Origin of the sequence: Streptomyces sp. CBMA156 (genome assembly GCF_014596515.1) — a bacterium.
Classification (GTDB): Bacteria; Actinomycetota; Actinomycetes; order Streptomycetales; family Streptomycetaceae; genus Kitasatospora.
On sequence record NZ_MSJQ01000077.1, the window covers coordinates 1 to 19,426 of the forward strand.

Annotated in this window: 22 protein-coding genes and 1 pseudogene; 13 read left to right on the forward strand and 10 right to left on the reverse strand. The window is 70.9% G+C overall.

What is annotated here, in order from left to right; genetic code table 11:
• Window positions 1–151, reverse strand: a 151-nt coding sequence (locus tag BU198_RS06280; RefSeq protein WP_188295849.1) for an acyl-CoA dehydrogenase family protein, incomplete at its 3' end; no start/stop codon positions are given.
• Between the two features lie 218 nt (window positions 152–369).
• On the opposite strand from BU198_RS06280, the gene BU198_RS06285 reads away from it, so the two are divergent.
• The 3 genes from BU198_RS06285 (at window position 370) to BU198_RS06295 (ending at window position 2,764) form a co-directional block, all read left to right on the forward strand.
• On the forward strand, window positions 370–1,707 hold the full coding sequence (locus tag BU198_RS06285) for a UDP-glucose dehydrogenase family protein (protein ID WP_188295850.1): 1,338 nt from the start codon (window positions 370–372) through the stop codon (window positions 1,705–1,707).
• A 153-nt stretch (window positions 1,708–1,860) separates the two neighbouring features.
• Window positions 1,861–2,310 (forward strand): hypothetical protein, encoded by a 450-nt coding sequence (locus BU198_RS06290; protein ID WP_188295851.1) that lies wholly within the window; start codon window positions 1,861–1,863, stop codon window positions 2,308–2,310.
• 40 nt (window positions 2,311–2,350) lie between these two features.
• Window positions 2,351–2,764: a CoA-binding protein gene (locus BU198_RS06295; protein WP_188295852.1), complete on the forward strand. Its 414-nt coding sequence runs from the start codon at window positions 2,351–2,353 to the stop codon at window positions 2,762–2,764.
• Here the strand turns inward: BU198_RS06295 and BU198_RS06300 are convergent.
• From BU198_RS06300 to BU198_RS06310, 3 genes are read right to left on the reverse strand one after another with little or no spacing between them, the layout of a single operon-like run.
• Window positions 2,761–3,975, reverse strand: coding sequence for a dipeptidase (locus tag BU198_RS06300; protein ID WP_188295853.1), 1,215 nt, complete (start codon window positions 3,973–3,975; stop codon window positions 2,761–2,763). The genes BU198_RS06295 and BU198_RS06300 overlap by 4 nt on opposite strands.
• A gap of 33 nt (window positions 3,976–4,008) precedes the next feature.
• Window positions 4,009–4,542: a 5-(carboxyamino)imidazole ribonucleotide mutase gene (purE, locus tag BU198_RS06305; protein WP_188295854.1), complete on the reverse strand. Its 534-nt coding sequence runs from the start codon at window positions 4,540–4,542 to the stop codon at window positions 4,009–4,011.
• Window positions 4,539–5,732, reverse strand: coding sequence for a 5-(carboxyamino)imidazole ribonucleotide synthase (locus tag BU198_RS06310; RefSeq protein WP_188295882.1), 1,194 nt, complete (start codon window positions 5,730–5,732; stop codon window positions 4,539–4,541). Before BU198_RS06310 ends, purE begins: the two co-directional genes overlap by 4 nt.
• A gap of 291 nt (window positions 5,733–6,023) precedes the next feature.
• Here BU198_RS06310 and BU198_RS06315 point away from each other — a divergent pair, with 291 nt between their 5' ends.
• Window positions 6,024–6,539: a GtrA family protein gene (locus tag BU198_RS06315; RefSeq protein WP_188295855.1), complete on the forward strand. Its 516-nt coding sequence runs from the start codon at window positions 6,024–6,026 to the stop codon at window positions 6,537–6,539.
• Window positions 6,540–6,700: 161 nt separating this feature from the next.
• Here BU198_RS06315 and BU198_RS06320 read toward each other — a convergent pair whose 3' ends face one another.
• Both BU198_RS06320 and BU198_RS06325 read right to left on the reverse strand, forming a co-directional pair.
• Window positions 6,701–7,945, reverse strand: a complete 1,245-nt coding sequence (locus tag BU198_RS06320; protein WP_188295856.1) for a HAMP domain-containing histidine kinase — start codon at window positions 7,943–7,945, stop codon at window positions 6,701–6,703.
• A 55-nt stretch (window positions 7,946–8,000) separates the two neighbouring features.
• Window positions 8,001–8,675, reverse strand: coding sequence for a response regulator transcription factor (locus tag BU198_RS06325; RefSeq protein WP_030058577.1), 675 nt, complete (start codon window positions 8,673–8,675; stop codon window positions 8,001–8,003).
• A 330-nt stretch (window positions 8,676–9,005) separates the two neighbouring features.
• On the opposite strand from BU198_RS06325, the gene BU198_RS06330 reads away from it, so the two are divergent.
• Both BU198_RS06330 and BU198_RS06335 read left to right on the forward strand, forming a co-directional pair.
• Window positions 9,006–10,529 carry a peptide MFS transporter gene (locus BU198_RS06330; RefSeq protein WP_188295857.1) on the forward strand — a complete coding sequence of 508 codons (1,524 nt, stop codon included), beginning with the start codon at window positions 9,006–9,008 and terminating at the stop codon, window positions 10,527–10,529.
• A 188-nt stretch (window positions 10,530–10,717) separates the two neighbouring features.
• Window positions 10,718–12,769: a prolyl oligopeptidase family serine peptidase gene (locus tag BU198_RS06335; protein WP_188295858.1), complete on the forward strand. Its 2,052-nt coding sequence runs from the start codon at window positions 10,718–10,720 to the stop codon at window positions 12,767–12,769.
• Window positions 12,770–12,826: 57 nt separating this feature from the next.
• Here BU198_RS06335 and BU198_RS06340 read toward each other — a convergent pair whose 3' ends face one another.
• Window positions 12,827–14,005 (reverse strand): methyltransferase domain-containing protein, encoded by a 1,179-nt coding sequence (locus tag BU198_RS06340; RefSeq protein WP_188295859.1) that lies wholly within the window; start codon window positions 14,003–14,005, stop codon window positions 12,827–12,829.
• Window positions 14,002–14,145, reverse strand: a complete 144-nt coding sequence (locus tag BU198_RS06345) for a hypothetical protein (protein ID WP_188295860.1) — start codon at window positions 14,143–14,145, stop codon at window positions 14,002–14,004. Before BU198_RS06345 ends, BU198_RS06340 begins: the two co-directional genes overlap by 4 nt.
• A gap of 181 nt (window positions 14,146–14,326) precedes the next feature.
• Here BU198_RS06345 and BU198_RS06350 point away from each other — a divergent pair, with 181 nt between their 5' ends.
• The 3 genes and pseudogenes from BU198_RS06350 to BU198_RS06360 all read left to right on the forward strand — a co-directional run.
• The gene (locus tag BU198_RS06350; protein ID WP_188295861.1) at window positions 14,327–14,581 is read left to right on the forward strand and encodes a hypothetical protein; all 255 of its coding nucleotides are present in this window, start codon (window positions 14,327–14,329) and stop codon (window positions 14,579–14,581) included.
• Window positions 14,553–15,068, forward strand: a complete 516-nt coding sequence (locus BU198_RS06355; RefSeq protein WP_188295862.1) for a DUF6879 family protein — start codon at window positions 14,553–14,555, stop codon at window positions 15,066–15,068. The genes BU198_RS06350 and BU198_RS06355 overlap by 29 nt, the downstream gene beginning before the upstream one ends.
• A gap of 14 nt (window positions 15,069–15,082) precedes the next feature.
• Window positions 15,083–15,297: pseudogene (locus tag BU198_RS06360) on the forward strand (helix-turn-helix domain-containing protein); the annotation flags it as partial.
• A gap of 269 nt (window positions 15,298–15,566) precedes the next feature.
• Here BU198_RS06360 and BU198_RS06365 read toward each other — a convergent pair.
• Window positions 15,567–15,932, reverse strand: a complete 366-nt coding sequence (locus BU198_RS06365; protein ID WP_317619996.1) for an ATP-binding protein — start codon at window positions 15,930–15,932, stop codon at window positions 15,567–15,569.
• A 285-nt stretch (window positions 15,933–16,217) separates the two neighbouring features.
• Between BU198_RS06365 and BU198_RS06370 the strand changes: the two genes are divergently transcribed.
• A complete protein-coding gene (locus BU198_RS06370; protein WP_223244010.1) occupies window positions 16,218–17,078 on the forward strand; it encodes a helix-turn-helix domain-containing protein in 861 nt (286 codons plus the stop codon).
• A complete protein-coding gene (locus BU198_RS06375) occupies window positions 17,071–17,271 on the forward strand; it encodes a DUF397 domain-containing protein (RefSeq protein ID WP_188295864.1) in 201 nt (66 codons plus the stop codon). Before BU198_RS06370 ends, BU198_RS06375 begins: the two co-directional genes overlap by 8 nt.
• A 174-nt stretch (window positions 17,272–17,445) precedes the next feature.
• Here the strand turns inward: BU198_RS06375 and BU198_RS06380 are convergent, their stop codons facing one another.
• Entirely contained in the window at window positions 17,446–18,666 is a 1,221-nt protein-coding gene (locus BU198_RS06380; protein WP_411293154.1) for a helix-turn-helix domain-containing protein, read from the reverse strand.
• Between the two features lie 254 nt (window positions 18,667–18,920).
• Between BU198_RS06380 and BU198_RS06385 the strand changes: the two genes are divergently transcribed.
• Together BU198_RS06385 and BU198_RS06390 are read left to right on the forward strand one after the other, a co-directional pair.
• A complete protein-coding gene (locus BU198_RS06385) occupies window positions 18,921–19,109 on the forward strand; it encodes a transposase (protein ID WP_188295866.1) in 189 nt (62 codons plus the stop codon).
• A gap of 16 nt (window positions 19,110–19,125) precedes the next feature.
• A complete protein-coding gene (locus tag BU198_RS06390; protein WP_223244011.1) occupies window positions 19,126–19,326 on the forward strand; it encodes a hypothetical protein in 201 nt (66 codons plus the stop codon).
• Window positions 19,327–19,426 lie beyond the last annotated feature (100 nt).

Genomic DNA, 19,426 nt, shown 5'->3' on the forward strand with positions numbered 1-19,426 from the left:
CCTCCTGCGGGAACCGCCCCTGCTCATCCACCTCCGCCGCGAACGGAGCGATCTTCGCCTCGGCCAGCGAACGCACCGCCTCACGGAGCATCCCGTGCTCCTCGGAGATACGGAAGAGATCGAAGTCAGCCGCCCCTGCGCTGCCCGCCATGATGCCCGCCTCGTCGTCCAGTGGCCGACGTCCGACCGGCGTCCGATCGACGTCCGGTCCGAGTCGAATCCGCGGTTAACTACCGTTCAGTAGAGATCCTAGGGGCGCCGACCTGCGGCTGCCTAGCGTCCGGGCGTGCAGGTGATCCCGGCGCGTCCTCGCCGGGCGGATAGCATCAGGGCATCCGTACTGGTCGCGTCCGCATCCAAGGAGAACCCGTGACCCTCCGCATCTCCGTGATCGGCACCGGCTACCTCGGCGCCACGCACGCCGCCGCGATGGCCGAGTTCGGCTTCGAGGTGCTGGGCCTGGACATCGATCCCGACAAGATCGCCATGCTGACCGCGGGCCGCGTCCCGATGTACGAGCCGGGGTTGTCCGACCTGCTGCTCAAGCACGTGGCCGGGCACGAGGGTTCGACCGGGCGGCTGCGCTTCACCACCTCCGCCCAGGAGGCGGCCGAGTTCGGCGACGTGCACTTCGTCTGCGTCAACACCCCGCAGCGCAAGGGCGAGTTCGCCGCCGACATGTCGTACGTCGACACCGCGATCAACGAGCTCGCACCGCACCTGACCCGCCCCGCCCTGGTGGTCGGCAAGTCCACCGTCCCGGTCGGCTCGGCGGCCCGGCTGGCCGAGCGGCTGGCCGCGCTGGCGCCGGTCGGCGAGGCCGCAGAACTCGCCTGGAACCCGGAGTTCCTGCGCGAGGGCTTCGCCGTGCAGGACACCCTGCGGCCGGACCGGATCGTGGTCGGCGCGCAGAGCGAGCGGGCCGAGCGGGTGCTGCGCGAGGTGTACGCGGAGCCGATCGCCGCCGGGGTGCCGTTCATGGTCACCGACTACGCGACCGCCGAACTGGTCAAGGCCGCCGCCAACTCCTTCCTGGCCACCAAGATCTCCTTCATCAACGCGATGGCGGAGGTCTGCGAGGCGGCCGGCGCGGACGTCACCCAGCTCAGCAAGGCGCTCGCCTACGACGAGCGGATCGGCGGCAAGTTCCTCAACTCCGGCCTCGGCTTCGGCGGCGGCTGCCTGCCCAAGGACATCCGCGCGTTCATGGCCAGGGCCGGCGAGCTCGGCGCCGACCAGGCGCTGACCTTCCTGCGCGAGGTCGACTCGATCAACATGCGGCGCCGCTCCCGGATGGTCGAGCTGGCCCGCGAGCAGTGCGGCGGCGGCTTCCTGGGCCGCCGGGTCGCCGTGCTCGGCGCCGCCTTCAAGCCCAACTCGGACGACATCCGGGACTCCCCCGCCCTCAACGTGGCCGCCCAGATCCAGCTCCAGGGAGCCCAGGTCACCGTCTACGACCCGAAGGCCGTGGACAACGCCCGCAAGATGTTCCCCTCCCTCGCCTACGCCCGCTCCGCCCTGGAGGCCGCCGAGAGCGCCCACGTCGTCCTCCACCTCACCGAGTGGTCCGAGTTCCGCGAGCTGGACCCGGCCGAGCTCGGCGCCGTCGTCGCCGAACGCCGGCTCCTCGACGGCCGCAACGTCCTGGACGCCGACGCCTGGCGCGCCGCCGGCTGGACCTACCGCGCCCTCGGCCGCCCGAGCTGACGCGACCGCCCGCGCTCCCCCGAAGTGCCCGCCCCCGACCCCGGGGGCGGGCACTTCCGCTTTCCCGGGGTGCCGGTATTTGAACATGTTCAACCCTCGTGCGAGGATCGGGGTCTCCGCCGTCCGCGGCACTCTGGAGACCGGGGGTCCTTCATGCACAGGCGCAGGTTGTTCATCGGGCTGGCCATCGCGTGCCCGACGGTCGTCCTCCTGCTCGTCTTTGTCGCGAGCCGCTTCCTGGCCGCCGTCGACGACCTCGCCTCCGGCAGGCCCGTCGAGGCCGACTGCTCGAAGGTCGTGGACTTCGCGGGCGGGTCGATGCCCGCAGAGGCCACCGGAGCCCGCTGCACGGACACCGGCGGCTGGCAGGAGCAGGGCTACGAGGCCGAGTTCCGGATGCCCAGGGCCGACCTGGCCGCCCGGCTGACCGCCGCCTTCCCGCGCGTCCGGCTGGTCGACGAGGGCACGTCGCGCATGAGCCTCAGGAACCGCGACGAGACCGACGAGAACCGGCCCCGGGGGAAGGCCATGCTCGTCGAACTGGACGTCGCGTACGAGAGCGACACGACAGCCCTGGTCAAGCTCAACGCCACCGATCTCTGACCCCAGGAATCCGGTGCCCCCGGACGTCGTTGGTACCGGCATGACGAGCTACGGCGACGACGCGACCATCCGCGGGATCCTCACCGGCACGGGCGACACCTGGGCGGTGGTGGGGCTGTCCGGCAACACCGCCCGGGCCGCGTACGGGGTGGCCCGGGTGCTCCAGCGGTACGGCAAGCGGATCGTGCCCGTGCACCCGAAGGCCGAGACGGTCCTCGGCGAGCAGGGCTACGCCTCGCTCGCCGAAGTCCCGTTCCAGGTGGACGTGGTGGACGTGTTCGTGAACAGCACGCTGGCCGGGGAGGTGGCCGACCAGGCGGTGCGGGCCGGGGCGAAGGCGGTCTGGTTCCAGCTCGGCGTCATCGACGAGGCCGCCTACGGGCGGACCCGGGAGGCCGGCCTGGCCATGGTGATGGACAGGTGCCCGGCCATCGAGATCCCCCGGCTCGGCTAGGAGTCCGCGCCGTCCAGCCGCGCGATGGTGGCGATGGACGGGCGGCGGGTGGTCCGCAGCCCGGCGGCCGCCGACTCGGCGTCGCGCAGGACGCGGACGGCGTTGTGCCAGGTGAGCTTCGCCAGGTCGGCCTCCGACCAGTGGCGGCCGAGGAGTTCGGCGACCAGATTGGGGTAGCCGGCCACCGAGTCGAGGCCGTCCGGCAGGAAGGCGGTGCCGTCGAAGTCGCCGCCGATGCCGATGTGGTCGACGCCGGCGACCTCGCGCATGTGGTCGAGGTGGTCGGCGACGGTGGCCGTGGTGGCGGTCGGGCGCGGGTGCCCGGCCTCGAAGGCGCGCTGGCGCTCCATGGCCGGCGGGGTGGTGTCCAGCGGGTGGAAGCCGTGAGCGCGCATGTTCTCGTCGGCCGCCCTGGTCCACTCGATGGCGGCGGGCAGGATGAACTTGGGCACGAAGGTGGCCATCGCCATCCCGCCGTTGGCGGGCAGCTGGGCGAGCACGTCGTCGGGGATGTTGCGCGGGTGGTCGCAGACCGCGCGCGCGGAGGAGTGCGAGAAGACGACGGGCGCCTCGGTGACCCGCAGGGCGTCGCGCATGGTGTCGGCGGAGACGTGCGACAGGTCGACCAGCATGCCGAGCCGGTTCATCTCCCGGACGACCTCCTCGCCGAACCGGGTCAGCCCGCCGGCCGCCGGCTTGTCGGTCGCGGAGTCGGCCCACGGCACGTTGTCGTTGTGGGTGAGCGTCAGGTACCGCACGCCCAGCTCGTACAGGGCGCGCAGGGTGGCGAGCGAGCAGTCGATGGAGTGGCCGCCCTCCGCGCCCATCAGGGACGCTATCCGGCCCTCGGCGCGGGCGGCCTCCATGTCCGCGGCGGTACGGGCGAGCCGCATCCGGTCGGGGTAGCGATCGACCAGGGCGTGGACGAAGTCGATCTGCTCCAGGGTGGCGCTCACCGCGTGGTCGCCGTCCGGCGAGGACGGGACGTAGACGGACCAGAACTGCGCGCCGACCCCGCCCTCCGCGAGGCGGGCGAGGTCGGTGTGCAGGCGGTCGCTCTGGTCGGCGGCGAGGTCGAGCACGCCCAGGTCGTACCCGGCCTGCTCGCGCATCGCCCACGGGAGGTCGTTGTGGCCGTCCACCACGGGGGCGGTGCGCAGCAGGGCGCGGGCGCGGTCCAGGAGGGTGAGGGAGTCCGTCCGAGAAGTCATACGGGCTGTTCTACCCCACCCCCACCGGTGGGATTACTTGCCGAAGCCGAAGGAGGAGGAACCGGCCACCTTGGCGCGGAGCTTCTCGCCCTTCTCGGTGGCCTGGTTGTTCAGCTCGGCCTGGAAGTCGGTCATCTTCTCGGTGAGTTCCGGGTCGAAGGCGGCGAGCATCCGCACCGCGAGCAGGCCGGCGTTGCGCGCGCCGGCCACCGAGACGGTCGCCACCGGCACGCCGGCCGGCATCTGGACGATCGACAGCAGGCTGTCCATGCCGTCCAGGTAGCGCAGCGGCACCGGCACGCCGATGACCGGCAGCGGGGTGACCGAGGCGAGCATGCCCGGCAGGTGGGCCGCGCCGCCGGCGCCCGCGATGATCGCCTTCAGGCCGCGCCGGTGCGCCTGCTCGCCGTACGCGACCATCTCGCGGGGCATCCGGTGGGCGGAGACGACGTCCACCTCGTAGGGGATCCCGAACTCGTCGAGCGCCTGGGCGGCGGCCTCCATGACCGGCCAGTCGGAGTCCGATCCCATCACGATGCCGACGACGGGGGTGGCAGCGGAGCTCATTCGGTGATCGTTCCTCGCAGGTAGGCGGCCGCGTGGCGGGCGCGCTCGCGGACGTCTTCGAGGTCGTCCCCGAAGACGTTGACGTGGCCGACCTTGCGGCCGGGCTTCACGTCCTTCCCGTACATGTGGATCTTCAGCCCGGGGTCGCGGGCCATGCAGTGCAGGAAGGGGTGGTACATGTCCGGGTAGTCGCCGCCGAGGACGTTGACCATGACGGTCCACTTGGCGCGGGGGCGGGGGTCGCCGAGCGGGAGGTCGAGGACGGCCCGCAGGTGGTTCTCGAACTGCGAGGTGACCGCGCCGTCCTGGGTCCAGTGCCCGGAGTTGTGCGGGCGCATGGCCAGCTCGTTGACCAGGATGCGGCCGTCCCTGGTCTGGAACAGCTCGACGGCGAGGTGGCCGACGATGCCGAGGTCCCCGGCGATCCGCAGGGCGAGCTGCTGGGCCTCGTCGGACAGGGCCGGGTCGAGGTCCGGCGCGGGGGCGGTGACCTCGGCGCAGACGCCGTTCTCCTGGACGCTCTCCACGACCGGGTAGGCGACGGCCTGACCGCTGGGCGAGCGGACCACGTTGGCGGCCAGCTCGCGGACGAAGTCGACCTTCTCCTCGGCCAGCACGGCGACGCCGGCCAGGAACGGGGCCTGCGCCTGCTGCTCGTCTTCGACGACCCAGACGCCCTTGCCGTCGTAGCCGCCGCGCACGGTCTTCAGGACGACCGGGTAGCCTCCCGCCCGTCGCCCACCCCCGCCCTCGGCCGACAGGGCTTCGCCCTGGTCCCTCTTGAGCTCGTCGGCGAAGGCGGTGACGTCGGCCGGGTCGGTGACGATCCGGTGCCGGGGGCAGGGGACGCCGATGGAGTCCAGCCTGGCCCGCATCACGCCCTTGTCCTGGGCGTTGACCAGCGCGTCCGGGCCGGGGCGGACGGCGATGCCGTCGGCCTCCAGGGCCCGCAGGTGCTCGGTGGGGACGTGCTCGTGGTCGAAGGTGATCACGTCACAGCCGGCGGCGAAGGCGCGCAGGGTGTCGAGGTCGCGGTAGTCGCCGAGGACGACGTCGGACACCACCTGTGCGGCGGAGTCCTGGGGCGTGTCGGCGAGGAGTTTGAACCTGACCCCGAGCGGGATGCCCGCCTGGTGTGCCATGCGGGCCAGCTGCCCGCCACCGATCATGCCCACCACTGGAAAATTCACATTGCCCGGGGAAGTCACGCGGCCCAGGATATCCGGGCCGGTCGGAGGCGGTGGAGCCGCCGGTGGGCCGACCGGAGCGGACGCGCGTAGATGTCAACCCCTGCCCCGGACGGCTGAGCCGTTCGGTGGAAGCGGGTAGCCTGAACGGCTAGGTCCTCGTCCGCGCGGTCGGATCATGTGCGTGCACGCAGGGCTCAAGGGGTGGCTCCGGCCCAGTGGGACACCCTTTTCCCCGCAGGCACATGGAGGCCACCCGGTATGGCGACGACCGCAGCTTCGGAACCCACGCTCATGCAGAAACTGCGTGGGCTCAGGGGTGAGGTGGTGAAGTTCGCCATCGTCGGCGTGACCGGCGTGATCGTCAACGCCGGTGTCTTCTGGGTCTGCCTCAAGGCGACCGGTCCGGTCAACTCCTTCTCGGGCTACATCGCCACCAGCGTCGCGATCGGCACCAACTACCTCGGCTACCGCTACTGGCTCTACCGCGACCGGGACGCGGCCTCCCGCAAGCGCGAGATCACCCTCTTCCTGATCTTCAGCGGCATCGGCATGCTGATCGAGAACGGCATCAACGCCTTCTCGGTGCACGTGCTCGGCTACCACTCGGCCACCAGCCAGCTGATCGCCAAGAACGTGATCGGTCTGATCGCCGGCACGACCTTCCGGTTCTTCTCCTACCGGACGTGGGTCTTCAAGGCGCTGCCGGAGACCGAGCAGGCCGTCGACACCGCCGACGGCCAGGAGCTGGCCGCCCAGGCCGAGCTGATGCTGGCCACCGAACGGATCCGCTTCGCCAAGGCCGAGTAGGCCGGACGGGCCCCGCGGCCCGCACCGCCCCGCACTCTCCGCAGCCCCGGCAGGCCGAACCGGCCGCCGGGGTTCGCCGTGTCCGCCGGGGCTCCACGGCACGGACCCGCCCGGCCCGCCGGACCGCCCGCCGCACGGGCCCGCCCGGCGAACCGACCCGCTCAGTCCTCGTGGCTGCGCCCGAGGAACAGCGCGAACACCGCCGGCTTCAGCGACAGCAGTTCGAGCCGCCCGCCGTCCGCCTCCGCGAGGTCACGGGCGACGGCGAGGCCGATGCCGGTGGAGTTGCGCCCGCTGACCGCCCGCTCGAACACCCGGTTGCCGAGGTCGGCGGGCACGCCGGCACCCTCGTCCTGGACCTCGACCACCGCCGAGGTGCCGGACGGCCGGACCCGCAGGGTGATCGTCCCGGCGCCGTGCATCAGCGAGTTCTCGATCAGGGTGGCCAGCACCTGGGCCACCGTCCCCGGGGTGCCGACCGCGGTGACCCCGCGCAGCCCCTCCAGGGACAGCACCCGGTCCTGCTCGCGCAGCGTCGGGCCCCACTCCTCCACCTGCTGCTTGATCACCTCGTCCAGGTCGAAGGCGACGGCGGTGGGGCTGCGCGGGTCGCGCTGGGTGGTGAGCAGCCGCTGGACCACGTCGGTGAGCCGCTCGACCTGCTGGAGGGCGATGGTCGCCTCCTCCCGGACCGTCTGCGGGTCCTCGGCGAGGGCGGTGATCTCCTCCAGCCGCATGGAGAGCGCGGTGAGCGGGGTGCGCAGCTGGTGCGAGGCGTCGGCGGCGAGCCGGCGCTCGGCGGTGAGCATCCGGGCGATCCGCTCGGCGCTGGTGTCCAGCACTTCGGCGACCCGGTCGAGCTCGGGCACCCCGTAGCGGCGGTCGCGCGGGCGAGGGTCCCCGGAGCCGAGCCGCTCGGCGGTCTCGGCGAGGTCGGTGAGCGGCCGGGCGAGCCGCTTGGACTGCCAGACGGCGAGCGCCACGGCGGCCTGGACGGCCAGCAGGGCGACCACGCCGAGCAGCAGCAGGTTGTTGGCGATCTCGTGGTCGACGTCCTCGCGGGACTGCTCGACGGTGACGGTCTCGCCGCTGTTGCCGCGCTCGACGGCCTTCAGCAGGTGGCTTCCCGGCGGGCGTTCGCCCGCCGACACCACCGGCTGGCCCGGCACCTGCACCTCGACGTAGCTGCCCTCGGTGATCTGGCTCTCGAAGGCCCGCCCGGTGACCGGCTCCCCGGCGGCGAGCCGGCTCTCGACCAGGGCGAGCACCCGGACGGCGGCCGCGTCCACCCGGTCCTGGGCGGAGTTGACGATGGTCCGCTTCTCGACCAGGGCGAGCGGCACGCAGAACACCACGACCACCACCAGGACCACGCCCAGCAGCGAGTTGATCATCCTGCGTTTCACGCCGCTCCCGGGGTGTTCAGCCGCCGCGGGCCGAGGGCCCGATGTCCGTCAGGGGCTAGTTCTTCTCGAACCTGAAGCCCACGCCGCGCACGGTGGCGATGTAGCGCGGGTTCGCCGCGTCGTCCCCGAGCTTCTTGCGGAGCCAGGAGATGTGCATGTCCAGGGTCTTGGTGGAGGTCCACCAGGTGGTGTCCCAGACCTGCCGCATGATCTCCTCGCGGGTGACCACCCGGCCGGCGTCCCTGACCAGGACGCGCAGCAGCTCGAACTCCTTGGCGGAGAGGGTCAGCTCCTCGTCGCCGAGCCAGGCGCGGTGCGACTCGATGTCGATCTTCACCCCGTGCGCGCCGGTGGTGAGCTGGTCGACGTTGCCGCGCCGGAGCAGGGCCCGGACGCGGGCGAGCAGTTCGGCCAGACGGAAGGGCTTGGTGACGTAGTCGTCGGCGCCTGCGTCCAGGCCGACCACGGTGTCCACCTCGTCGGCGCGGGCGGTGAGCACCAGGACGGGGCAGCTCTTGCCGTCGGCGCGCAGCCGGCGGCAGACCTCCAGGCCGTCCATCTCGGGCAGGCCGAGGTCCAGGACGACGAGGTCGACCTCCTCGGTGAGGCCGGCGGCGAGGGCGGTCGGACCGTCCTCGCGGACGAGCACCTCGTAGCCCTCGCGTCGCAGGGCCCGGGCGAGCGGTTCTGAGATGGCCGGATCGTCCTCGGCGAGCAGCACACAGGTCATGGGGTGATGGTAGTCCGCCGGGGTATGCCCGTATGCCCTGTGAGGTAGTTCACAGAGCGTGATCGTTACATACAGCCTCGGCCGGACTCAACGCCGCGCGACAGACCGGCCGTTCAGCGAAGAATCTCCTTTTGGATCTTGAAACCGAAGGAAGACACGCCCGTCTACCATCGATAGATCGGGCGGATCTGCGGCCAACTTTGCCATTCCCCTACCTGATTCAAGGCTTTTGTCATCTGATACGGGCAAATGTCGCCACGTAGAGTGGTTTCGTCCACGTCCGCCGCCACACCCCCCGGGCGGACGCTGTCAGGCAAGGAACCACTACTCATGGCGTCTAAGACCCTGGACACCGACGTCCCGTCGGCCAATCCCAGCGGCAAGACCTTCCTCGGGCACCCCCGGGGGCTCGCCACCCTGTTCATGACCGAGATGTGGGAGCGCTTCTCCTACTACGGCATGCGCGCCCTGCTCATCTACTACCTGGTCTCCGGAGGCGCAGACGCCGCCATCGGCAGCCAGGGCGGTGGCCTCGCCATGAAGGCGACGACGGCGACGGCGATCTACTCCGTCTACGTCTCGATGGTCTACCTCATGGCCTACCCGGGCGGCTGGTTCGGCGACCGGGTCTGGGGCGCCCGCAAGACCGTCGCCATCGCCGGGTTCGTGATCATGTCCGGCCACATCGCGCTGGCCGTCCCCGGCCAGGCGGCGTTCTTCTTCGGCCTGCTCCTGGTCGCGCTCGGCTCCGGGCTGCTGAAGGCCAACATCTCCACGATGGTCGGCCAGCTCTACAACGGCCCCGAGGACCCGCGCCGCGACGGTGGCTTCACCGTCTTCTACATGAGCATCAACCTCGGTGCCTTCGTCGCCCCGTTCGTCATCGGGACGATCGGCAAGGAGTACAACTGGCACCTGGGCTTCGGCCTGGCCGCGGTCGGCATGGCCGTCGGTCTGACCCAGTTCCTGCTCGGCAGCCGCCACCTGAACCCGGTGAGCAGCGAGGTCCCCAACCCGCTGGTCCCCGAGGAGCGCAAGCGCCTGCTGGCGAAGGCCGGCCTGACCCTGCTCGCCGTCGCCGTCTTCTACGGCGCCGTCGTCGGCCTGGGCCACTACACGCTGAACTGGGTCCTCGTCCCGCTGACCGTCGCCGGTCTGCTGATCCCGGTCACCGTGCTGACCCGGATCAAGCGCGACAAGGACCTGACCTCGGACGAGCAGTCCAAGATGTCCGCGTACATCTGGTTCTTCGCCGCGGCCGCGATCTTCTGGATGATCTACGACCAGGGCGGATCGACGCTCTCCCTGTTCGCGGACAAGAAGACCGCCGACAACCTGTTCGGCTTCGGCTTCTCGGCCACCTGGTACCAGTCGCTGAACCCGCTGTTCGTGATGGCGTTCGCGCCGGTCTTCGCGTGGCTGTGGCTCTGGCTGTCCCGCCGGGACAAGGAGCCGAACACCATCGTGAAGTTCTCGATCGGCCTGGTCCTGGTCGGCGTCTCGTTCTTCGTCTTCATCATCCCGATGACCATGGCGGACAACGGCACCCTGGTCTCCCCGCTGTGGCTCGTCTCGATCTACCTGATCCAGACCATCGGTGAGCTGTGCCTCTCCCCGGTCGGCCTCTCGGTCACCACCAAGATGGCGCCGCGCAAGTACGCCTCCCAGATGATGGGCGTCTGGTTCCTCGCCGTCACCGCCGGTGACTGCACCACCAGCCTGCTCTCGCTGGCCGGCGTCAGCCTCAACGGCACCGGGATCATCGCGATGCAGGCGTCGCTCGCGGCCCTCGCCGGGTTCGCCATCTTCACCTACCGCAAGAAGGTCCAGGCCCTCATGGGCGACGTTCACTGACGCACCGGTCTCCGGCTCACGACTCCGGGGCCGCCGTGGATTCCTGAGATCCACGGCGGCCCCGGTCGTTTTCCCGCCCGGTCGCTTTCCCGCCCGGTTGTCCTTCCGCCCGCGCCGGCACCGCCGCCCTCCGCCGCGGCGGTATTCCGCTCGACAGCCACGCGCCGGCCGTGCCTATGGTGCCCGGCATGACGACCGACTCCTTACCCCGCCGGCTGGCCCGCACCCACCGCTTCACCCTGGGCGTCCCGGTCCGGCCGGAACCCTCGCCGGACGGCAGCACCGTGCTCTTCCTGCGCGGCCGGGGCGGCACCGACCCGCTCACCTGCCTCTGGGCCCTGGACACCGCCACCGGCGCGGAGCGGCTGATCGCCGACCCGGCCGCCCTGGGCTCCGCCGAGGGCATCGCCGAGTACAGCACCGACGCCGCCGGCTTGCTCGCCGCCTTCGCGCTGGACGGCGCCCTGTGGCTGGCCGACACCGCCGCCGGCACCGTCCGCGCCGTCCCCGTCCCCGGCCCGCCGCAGGACCCGCGGCTCGACCCGGCCGGCCGCCGGATCGCCTACGTCAGCGGCGGCGCCCTGCGGGTGGTCGGCACCGACGGCACGGGAGACGGGACGGACGGCGGCACGGACGACCGCCCGCTCGCCGAACCCGAGGCCGACGACGTCGCCTACGGGCTCGCCGAGTACGTCGCCGCCGAGGAGATGCACCGCGACCGCGGCCACTGGTGGTCCCCCGACGGCACCGCGCTGCTGGCCGCCCGGGTCGACCACCGCCCGGTCGCCCGGATCTTCCTGGCCGACCCCACCGACCCGCACCACCCGCCGCGCACCATCCGCTACCCGCTGGCCGGCACCGCCAACGCCGAGGTCTCGCTGTGGCTGCTCGGCCTCGACGGCACCCGCACCGAGGTCCGCTGGGACCGCGCCGCCTTCGAGTACCTCACCGCCGCCGGCTGGGACGGCCACGGCCCGTACGCCGCCGTGCAGAGCCGCGACCAGCGCACCGTCCGCACCCTGGCGATCGGACCGGACGGCGCCACCCGGGTGCTCGCCGAGCGGCATGACCCGCACTGGATCGAGCTGCTCCCCGGCCTGCCCGCGCGCACCGCGGGCGGCGCCCTGGTGGACACCGCCGACCTCGACGGCACCCGGCACCTCACCGTCGACGGCGAACCCGTCACCCCGCCGGGGCTCCAGCTGCGCGCGGTGCTCGGCACGGAGGGCGAGCAGGTGCTGTTCACCGCCTCCGACGAACCCACCGAGACCCACCTCTGGACCTACCGGCCCGGCACCGGCCCACGGCGGTTGAGCAACGGCCCCGGCCTGCACACCGGGGTGCGGCGCGGCGGCACGCTGGTGCTCACCACCCGCTCCCCGGGGCACCCCGGCGGCCACTCCACCGTCCTGCGCGAGGGCCGCCCGGCGCTCCCGTTCACCTCGTACGCCGAGCCGCCCGTCGGCACCACCCGGCCCGAACTGCTCCGGCTCGGCCCGTACGAACTGCGCGCCGCGCTCTTCCTGCCCACCGGCCACCGCCCCGGGGACGGCCCGCTGCCCGTCCTGCTCGACCCGTACGGCGGGCCCGCGACGCAGAAGGTCACCACCGGCGGCCTCTGGTGGGACCAGGTCTCGCAGTGGTTCGCCGACCAGGGCTTCGCGGTGCTCGTGGTGGACGGCCGCGGCACCCCGGGACGCGGGCCGCGCTGGGACAAGACCATCCACGGCGACAAGGCCGAGCCCGCCCTCGGCGACCAGGTCGAGGGCCTGCGGGCGGCCGCCCGGCTGCGGCCCGGGCTGCTCGACCTCGACCGGGTCGGCATCCGCGGCTGGTCCTACGGCGGCTACCTCGCCGCCCTCGCCGTGCTGCGCCGCCCGGACGTCTTCCACGCCGCCTCCGCCGGGGCCGCCCCCAGCGACTGGCGGCTCTACGACACCCACTGGCAGGAACGCTTCCTCGGCCACCCCGACGAGCACCCCGAGCACTACGACGGCGGCTCGCTGATCGCCGAGGCGCCGAAGCTCCGCCGCCCGCTGCTGCTGATCCAGGGCCTCGCCGACGACAACGTCCACCCCGCCCACACCCTGCGGCTGTCCGCCGCCCTCCTCGCCGCCGGCCGCCCGCACGAGGTCCTCCCCCTGCGCGCCACCGGCCACCGCCCCACCGACGAAGCAGTGGTCGAGCACCTGCTGACCCACGAACTGCACTTCCTGCGGCGCTCGTTGGGCATGGAATAGGCAGGCCTTCGCCCCGTCGAGCCGAACGAGCTCGACGGGGCGAAACGACGGAACGAATCAGTTTCGGAGCGGCACCGGGTTCTCCGGGGCGTCGAGCCACACGGTGTGGGTGTCCGGGGTGACCGTGAGGCCGAACCGGGCGAAGCCGGGGCGGCCCTGGTCGTCCCACCAGTGCCAGGCGGCCTCCACCTCGTCCCAGAGGTTCCGGGGGCCGGACTGGTAGACCTCGTACTCCGTGCGGCCGCGCTCGTAGTCGGCGGACGCCCACGACCGGGTGTCCCGGCTGTAGAGCCACAGCGTGTACGCGCCGTCGTCGTAGCGCTCCGCCCTCCAGAAGGCGCCGGGGACGGCCACTCCGATGAGGAACTGCTCGAACCAGCCGCCGGTGTCCGGCGGGGCCAGCGCGGTGGTGCTTCTCACCCCGTCGGCGGGCCACTGCCGGCCACGCAGGTAGTCCTCGAAAGGGGGCCGGTCGGTGCGCTGCTGGCGCAGTCGCATGAACGCCGAGCTCCGGGTGAACCTGCCGCTCGCACCGGTGCCGTCGTCGTTCACGGTCAGCCGGACGATCTGCTCGCCGCCGTACTCGGTGCCGAACGGCGCGACGATGATCCCACCGGGGGCCGTCTGCGCCAGCCACGCCGAAGGGATCTCCAGCAGGGAGCAGGTGGCGATGATCCGATCGTACGCAGCACCCTCCGGCCACCCGGAGCGTCCGTCGCCCTCGACCACGGTCGGTGCGAGTCCGGCCCGGGCCAGGTTTGCCCGGGCGCCGCGGGCAACGTCCGGGTCGTACTCGACGGTCACCACGTTGGGGCTGCCCAGGCGGTGGGCGAGGAGGCCCGCGTTCCACCCCGTGCCCGCTCCGACCTCCAGCACTCTGTCGCCTGGGCGAACGTCGAGGTCCCGGAGCATCGAGAACACCATCGTGGGCATGGAGTTGGACGACGTGGGGGTCGTTCCGAGCCCGTCCCCTGCGTGGTCGCCGTCGTCCCACTGCGTGGTCAGCGGGACGTCCGAGTAGACCGCCGTCCGCCACGCTTCGGGGTCCTGCGACCGGTGCACCACGGGGTTCTGTTTCGTGCCGTCCGCGATGCCCGGCCAGATGCGATCCGGGACGAACAGCTCACGGGGCACGGCCTTGAAGGACGGGAGCCAGTCCGAGGTAAGCGCGCCGCCGGCCACCAGCGCGGAGGCGAGCCCCTGGGGACCCGCCTCCTTGAGCGTCTCGCCGGTCACTTGCCGCCCGCCGGGCTCTGGCCGTCCGAGGTGTTGCCGCCCTCGTCGGACCCGCCACCGCCGTGCCCGGCGCCCTTGTTGCTGTCGTCCTGCTGCCCGCCGCCCTTGCCGTCGCCGGAGCCGCCGCCGTGATTACCCATGTTCTTTCCCTTTCTCCTGCTTGCCGATGCAGGAAACGCTAAGGACGGTAGCGTCTTGAGATCCACGGGCTTGCATGGGCTTGCACGCCAATTATCGTCAGACATACAGAGATTGACGGAATGTCTGCTAATTCTTGATGCCGATGAAAGCCCGAGCGAGATTTCGACCAGGGAGCCGGCCATGGCTGTAGAGTTCGTTGGCATCGACCCCAACACCGACCGGGACCACTGCCCCACCGTGTGGGTGGACCCGGACGCTCAGGAGATCCTCTTCCAGGGGTGGAACCCGCGCCCCGAGACCCAGGCGGATTGCGAAGGAACCAGTCCCGCGAACGGGCCGGTGCCCGACGATGAGGCCATCGTCAGGCTTCCGGCCCGGATGGTGCCCGTGATCAGAGAGGCATGTGATGCCATCGAGCGTGCCCAGCTTCGCTGAGCTGCTTGGGCGGTGCCGGCGATCCGCAGTCCATCTGGAGCTGCGGGACTCGTACGCCCCGACGGAGCGGTTCGAGGCATGGCAGCGCGGTGAGCGGATCAACTGGGAGGACCGGCAGTCCTGGTGGCACCCCTATGACCAGCTGATCACGGACACCGTGGCACGGGGTGTGGTCATCCGTCGAGCCCGGGTCATCTCCGAGCCCGTGTCCGAGTACATCAAGTGGGAGCACTACGTCACCCACGCCAACGTCACGGCGGGCGAGCAGGTCCGCTGGCTGCCACGGCGGCAGGCCACGAGCATCCCCCTGCCGGGAAACGACGTCTGGCTGTTCGATGGTGCGCTGCTTCGGGTGCACCACTTCTCCGGGGACGGCACCGTGGTCGAGGATGAGATCACGACAGACCCGGACGCCGTGAAGCTGTGCACCACCGCGTTCGAAGCAGTCTGGGAGCGAACGCTCCCGCACCATCTGTACGAGATCTGACGAAGGCCGGCTCCTTGCCAGCGCACCCCTCTCCAAGCGTTCAGAAGGCCCGCGAAGTCCTTGCCGGTCGGCTGAGCGAAATTCGGAAGGACGCGGGGATCAGCGGCGGGAGCTGGCCGCCAGGTGCGGCTGGTCGGAATCGAAGTCGTCCCGGATCGAGAACGCCAAGACGCCTCCCTCCGACGCCGACATCAGGGCATGGTGCCGAGCCTGTGACGCCGACGGTCAAACCTGAATTGACACGTCAGCGCGGAGCGGAGGAATGCGGTCTCGCCGTTGCCTCGTCTCGTCGGACAGCGGGCGCACCCCGCGAGGCCCTCGCCCTGGGTCTTGGGTTCCAGTGGTCGTTGCAACACCGTCTGGTTCTCAGGTGGTGAGTAGATCACGTAGACGCTCGGCTGGAGTGTTCCAGCCGAGCGTCTTGCGTGGACGGCCGTTGAGTTCCTGGGCGACGTGTTCGAGGTCTTCGGGGCTCCTCCGGAAGGATGGGGTCGCGGGTCACGCGAGGGAGTCCAGCTCGTACCAGATGGATTTGCCGCGCTTCTGCGGGTCGACGCCCCAGCGATGGGTGAGCCCGGCGACGAGCTGGAGGCCCCGGCCGGACTCGGCGGAATCGGCGGGCGTTCGCTGCCGAGGGAGGGCGTCGCTCTCGTCGGAGACGGTGACCCGGAGGGTGCGGCCGAGGACGGAGAACCAGACGACGGGCGCGGGGGTGTCGCCGTGCCGCCAGGCGTTGACAACGAGCTCCACCAGGGCGAGTTCGGCGTTGAAGATGGTGTCGCCGTCCCAGCCGCCGCTGCGGGTCATGGCGTCCCGCAGGGCCTGGCGGGAGAGGGTGAGCGAGGGGGTGTTACGGGTGCACACGGGAACCTCCGTGAGGCTGTGGTGTGGGGAGGGGTGATGACGGTCGTCACCGTGAGCCAGGCCGGGGCGGCGGTTGCTCTTCGGTGCGCGGGCAGCAGGCACCTACTGCCCTTGATGCAGGCATTACTGACGATTCGTCGGATCGATCCGGGAACGACAGTAGCGCACCCGCTCTTTAATTAAAGCCAAACGGGAGAAGGTTCCTCCTCACGGGGGAAGAAGCCCGGATGGATCCGCAGGCGACCGGCGCGGCACACTGTCCTCTGCACCGGCAGAGAGGACGCCATGACCCTTCGAGTCCCCACCCTCCGTCAGCGACGCCTCGGCGCCGAACTGCGAAGGATGAGAGAGCAAGCCGGCTTCGGCGGCAGCCACCTCGCCAGACTGCTCGGGGTGACTCCCGCCCTGGTGAGCCAGATGGAGATCGGGAAGTCAGCTGTCAGCGTGGCGCGCCTGCATGAGATCGCGGAAGCCTGCATGTGCGCCAACGCACCTCTGGTCGAAGCGCTCGCCGACATGGCCAGAGAGCGGGACTCGGCCTGGTGGGATGAGTACCGGACGGCACTCGCGGCCGCTCCGATCGATGTGGCGGAAATCGAAGGTCGCGCGAAGAGACTCAAGAGCTTCACCATCGGCATCATCCCGGGACTGCTACAGACGAACCCTTATGCGAGTGCGGTTTTCGCAAGGGGGTTCACCCATCTCCCCGACCGCGAGGTCGATCGCAGGGTGAAGTTCCGCCTGCGGAGACAGCAGGTCATCCGGTCCGGCGAAACGCCGTATACGGCGCTCATCCACGAGGCGGCGTTGCGCATCCAGTACGGCGGGCCTGCGGTACTCAGAGACCAGCTTGATTCACTCGTCAGTGACTCCGACCTCTCCGGCGTCTCACTGCGAGTCGTGCCCTTTGCCACGGCCGACTTCCCTGGCCCCAGTGAGAATCTGATCTATGCGGAGGGACCGGTGCCCGAGCTGGACACGGTCCAGGCCGACTCGTCTCACGGCTCCCACATCTTCGACTCGCCCGCGCAGCTGGCGGGCTACCGCGCAATCTTGGAGCGCATCGAAGCCGTCGCGCTCCCGGAACGCGAGTCGCGAGATCTTATTCGCTCGATCACGAAGGAAATGAACGACAAGTATGAATAGCACCGATTGGCAGAAGTCCAGCTTCAGTGAAGCAGCCAACAACTGCGTCGAGGTACGTGCGCTTGGCGGGCTGATCGAACTCCGGGAGTCCGATGACGGCGAGGTCATCGTTCGCACCTCCGCTCTCAAGTTCGCCACCTTCCTTCAGGGCGCCAAGGCCGGCGAGTTCGACCACCTCACCACCACCCCCTGAGCGAATCGTTCCGGCGGCCTCTTGCTCCCCGCAAGAGGCCGCCGGCAGGGAGAACGCGGCCAAGTCGGCAGAGCTGGATTCCACCTGCGGCCAGAGGATGCACTCTTGACCCTCGCCGCCGGACGCCGCTGATCGATTTCGCCACCAGCATCCACCTCGCAGGGGCCTTCCTCCCTATACGACGCCTGTGCGCGCCGCAAGCTCCCGTACGCCGGGCACCGTGACCGGCGCGTACAGCAGGTCCGCTGTGAGCGCCCGCAGAGCAGGCCGGCGCACCTCCTCCGGGGCGACCTGCTCGATGAACCGCAGCAACGTGAACGTCTTGCGGTGGGCGCCGAGGCGGTGCCACATGCGCGCACAGTCCGTGCCGTACCGAGCCCGGCGCTCAGTGGTCGACAGCTGGTCTGGCGCGATCCGCGCCGCATACGGCACGCCCTCGTCGGGGGTGCCCAGCGCCGTGTGTACACCGATCCAGTACAGGTCCACCTGCGCACTGGTGGCGTCGACCGTGAACAGCGGGGAGCCAGGCAGGAACCTGGCGCTGGTCAGACGGTCGACGGCTTCCTCGGCACCTGCCATGAGGTCGAGGGCTGCACCTCGGCGCTGTCCGCATGCGGCCGTGTAGGCGGCCGTCATCAGCAGGGTCGCCGCCACGGCCCCGGGCACGTCGCCTTGGCCTCGAGAGAGCGAGTCTGCGGTGCGACGTAGGAGATCGACGGCGGCGACCGGGCGTCCGGAACGCCGCATCGTGATCGCCAGAACCCGAGCCGCCTCTCCGTGCACCACCGGGTCGCCACTGGCCTGGGCCGCCGCCAAGGCCCGGTCCGCCGCCGGCCACGCGACATCGGAGTGAGCCTTCAGCGCGAGCTCCGTCGCCAGCACCCAGGCGCGGGCCACACAGGCATGGGCCTCCTCACGGGACCGGCCGGACAAGGCCTCACGGGTCGCGTGCGCCGAGCCCAACAAACCGGGCAGGAAGTCGCCGAGGTTCTGGTAGCGCGCCGCCGCGAAATGTGCGCGCGCCGAGGCCAGCGATGCCTTGAGCTGCTGCAACGACATGGGTGCGGACGGTTCGGATTCGTACAGGGCCCCAACGATCCGGGCCGACGCGTCCGGGCGCGCGGCAGCAGCCGAGGCGGATGGAAGCACGGACACCCCAGCTGCCGCCATGCCGGCCACGAGCAGCTGCCTGCGGAGCATGGCGTCCTCCTGATCCAGAGTCACATCCCGCGCCAGCGTAGCTGGTCGGCCCAGCCCAATGGCGTCAAGAGGCAGGTCCAACGCCTGGGCAATCCGCAGAAGCGCCTGCTCGGCCGGCCGGAGCGCGCCCGCCTCAACCCGACTGATCGCGGATGCGGAGTAGCCACACGCCCGGCCCAGCTGGGTCTGAGTCATCCGCCGCGCACACCGAGCGGCCCTGATGACCGCCCCAAGCTGACGTTGCCGTGACATAGCGTTGCCCTTCGACTGCGCGGAGTGTCCACCGTATCGACAGGGCAGCGCCTCCAGGCAGGGCGTGCACGAGGTGTGCGGGGCACGCACACGGCGTGCGGGAGCCCCCGGCGGCATCCGTGTCCGGACCCGCAGCCGGGTTTCCTGGGTGATGCCCGGCCGGCGCACTTCTGCCACTCCATCCTGAGGGAGACGTCATGAGCAGCGCCCTGCTCGACAAGCCCGTCACCGAGACTGAGCCCACCACCGCCCCGACGCCCAGTACGCTGCTGGAGCGGGCCGACGAGCCGAGTGCCCGCGCCTGCCCGGTCTGCGGATCGAGCGCCACCTACCAGACCATGGACGGCCGATGGGGCTGCACCGCGTGCGGCTCCACCTGGGCCTGACCCCGGGGAGGATCCGATGGCGGACTGCATGCAGTGCTCTGCTCCCGCAGTGATCGAGGATCTCGACGTACACCCGCCACAGCCCTGGTGCCTCGGGTGCGCGACCACCCTCGTACGAGCCGGCGATCCGGTCATCAACTACCGCTCGCTCAACGGTGAGTGCGACTACGAACGTGTCTTGGCCGGTGGCAGCACCCAGGTCCTGCGCTTCGGCTGACAGGCACAGGCACACCGAAGTGGCCCGCTCCCTGTGCGCAGGGAGCGGGCCACTCTCGATGTCCGCCCCCGAATCATCAGCGCCCGAACACGTCGCCCCG